At 71.6% G+C, this 2,390-nt stretch carries 2 protein-coding genes and 1 pseudogene; 1 reads left to right on the top strand and 2 read right to left on the bottom strand.

Going from position 1 to position 2,390, the window contains the following annotated elements:
- Together ABT116_RS42820 and ABT116_RS42815 are read right to left on the bottom strand one after the other, a co-directional pair.
- Positions 1-1,053 (bottom strand): tetratricopeptide repeat protein (locus ABT116_RS42820; RefSeq protein ID WP_351646128.1); only part of this gene is annotated, 1,053 nt, incomplete at its 3' end.
- A 174-nt stretch (positions 1,054-1,227) separates the two neighbouring features.
- Entirely contained in the window at positions 1,228-1,905 is a 678-nt protein-coding gene (locus ABT116_RS42815; RefSeq protein ID WP_351646126.1) for an AIM24 family protein, read from the bottom strand.
- Between the two features lie 207 nt (positions 1,906-2,112).
- On the opposite strand from ABT116_RS42815, the pseudogene ABT116_RS42810 reads away from it, so the two are divergent.
- Positions 2,113-2,390: pseudogene (locus tag ABT116_RS42810) on the top strand (hypothetical protein); the annotation flags it as partial.

Below are 2,390 nucleotides of genomic sequence, written 5' to 3'. Positions count from 1 at the left end.
GACGTAGCGGCCGATGACGGCGTAGTTGGACGGGGCGTCGGCCGGGTCGGGCTTCTCGACGAGGCCGCTGACCCGGACGACGTCGCTGTCCTCGGCCAGCAGGCCCGCCAAGTCGGCCAGTTCGGCCGCCGTCTCGTCACGGTCGCGGCCCAGGCGGGCCAGGGACTTGGCGAGTCCCAGCCGCGACAGTGCCTCACCGCGTGGCTCGCTCATCTCGCGGAACTCCGCGAGCGCCCGCTCGTACAGCTCGCGCGCCTGCTCGTAACGCCCCGCCCGGTACAGGACGTTGCCGCGCATCTTATGGTTGTAGGCGAGCGCGCTGGACAGCCGCATCGCGCGGCACGTCGTCTCGGCCTCGGTCAGCAGCTCCAGGGCCCGCTCGGTGTCCTGATCGCGCACCGACACCACATCGGCCAGCCCGCGCAGCGCCCAGGCGTGGCCGCGGCGGTCGTCGGCGCGAGCGGCGATCTCGGCGGCCTCCTCGAACAGCGCGTACGCCGAGTCGTAGCGGCCGGTGTTGCGGTGCATCTGCGCGATGCCCTCCAGCGCCCACACCGTGTGCCGCGCCTCCCCGCGCCGCCGGGCCTCGGCGAGCAACTGCTCGTGCAGTCTGCCGACGGCCTCGTAGTCGCCCTGGATACGGCCGGTCTCGGCCAGCCCGGCCAGCGAGTAGCCGCGGACGACGATGTCCCCACCGCGTTCGCCCAGGTCGGCCGCCAACCGGAGCAGCCTGCGGGCCAGCGGGAGCGCGCCGCGCTGCCGGGCCAGCGTGCCGCCGCTCCACAACGCCCAGGCCATCGCCCCGAGGTCCCCGGCCTGCCGGGCCGCTCGGTAGCTCGCCTTCCAGGCCCGGTCCGCGTCCTCGACCCGGCCCAGCCGGCGGTGCGCCTCGGCCACCGCGAGTCCGGAGCGCGCCACCTCCCCGGGCTGTCCGGCGCGCTCGGCCGCTTCCAACTGCTCGGTGCCGGCGGCCAGGACGTCGGTCAGGGAGGAGTTGACGGACAGGGTGGTGAGCGCGCCCTGGTACTCCGGGGCGAATGCCTTGCCGTACATCGATGCCTTTCGGTCCGTATATACACCTCATGTATACACAGGGCGTATACATGAGGTGTATAGAGGGGTGGAAACCTGCCCTGGCCACAAGGGCCAGGGCATCACCTGTTGCCGATCAAGACGTCGGCGGAACGGACCGGGTTGCCTCTGAGGCGCAGATCACCTGACAGGCGTTCAGTGCTGACCCGTTTTCTGCGGTGTCGCCTCGCTCGGCCGGACGACGACGTACCCCTCGCCCTGGAGCACCAGTTGCACCGCCTCGCCCGAGCCGCCGCGCAGCATCGACCCGATGGACTGCGAGCGGTGCAGCGAGGTCTGCAGTCCCGCGGTCCAGCCGACGATCGCGTCGGTGTCGACGTACACCGGGTACTGCGGCGAGACCGGGATGACGAGCGGGTTGCCCTCGCACACCAGGCCCAGCTTGCCGTGCCCGGTGAAGACGCTGTTGAACAGGCCACCGCCGGTGATACCGGCGCCCTTCACGGTGGCGATGCGGTACGACAACGTGGCGTCGAAACACAGGACGTTGCGGCCGTTGACCGTGAACTCGTCACCCGGCTCGACATCGACGATGAAACAGTTCTGCGCCTCGTGCGCGAACCAGGCCTCGCCCTGCCCGCGCACCGCCATCAACGGCAGGCCTTCCCCGGTGACCGCGCGCTTGAGCATGCCGCCCACGCCCTGGCCCTTGCGCTCGAACTGGAGGTTGCCGCGGTAGGAGATCATCGCTCCCTGCCGGGCGAGCATCTCGCCGTTCACCGTGTACCGGACGCACTTGGCGTTCTCGACCGTCATGCCCGGCGCTACGGCCGGCTGCACCATGTGCTCACTGGAAAAGAGGTCACCCTTCATACCGGCATCCTCGCCCGGAGCGTTTCCCTCCGCCAAGATCACGCGGAAGGCCGCTTCGCCCCACGGCTCACCCCGCTTCACCGACCGCAAGGGACGGCACACCCGTCGGGGCCACCTGCACAGCCTCACCGACCGCACCACTACCGTGTGGTACGCCGGGACGACCTCCGCCCGCACACGCCCCGACCGGCCGAAGGAGCGCCGACGATGTCCCGCACCGCACGCCCCCGCTGCCGAGCCGCCCTGGCCGCCCTCACCTGCTGCGTCGCGGTGGGCTGCGGGACCGGCACGGCGCCTCAGGGGGGCCGGCCCAGCCCGCCGCCCAGCGCCCCGAGGGCGGCCGGGCCCAGTGTGGTCACCTGGGCCTCCTCCGCCGGCCACGTGGGCGAGGCGGCCGACGGCCGCGGTTACCGGCTGATGGTGGTCCGTTGTGAGCGCTGGTCGGAGGCCATGAACCAGCTGGTGCACATCGACGGCCATGTGGG

It is taken from the genome of Streptomyces sp. NPDC002130, assembly GCF_040296465.1.
Lineage (GTDB): Bacteria > Actinomycetota > Actinomycetes > Streptomycetales > Streptomycetaceae > Streptomyces.
The sequence above is the reverse complement of the archived record's forward strand: the minus strand, read 5'-3'. Positions and strand labels throughout refer to the sequence as shown.

Bases quoted from the DNA above. Each gene is read 5' to 3' on its own strand.
- ABT116_RS42815 (WP_351646126.1), bottom strand. From the start codon at position 1,905: ATGAAGGGTGACCTCTTTTCCAGTGAGCACATGGTGCAGCCGGCCGTA.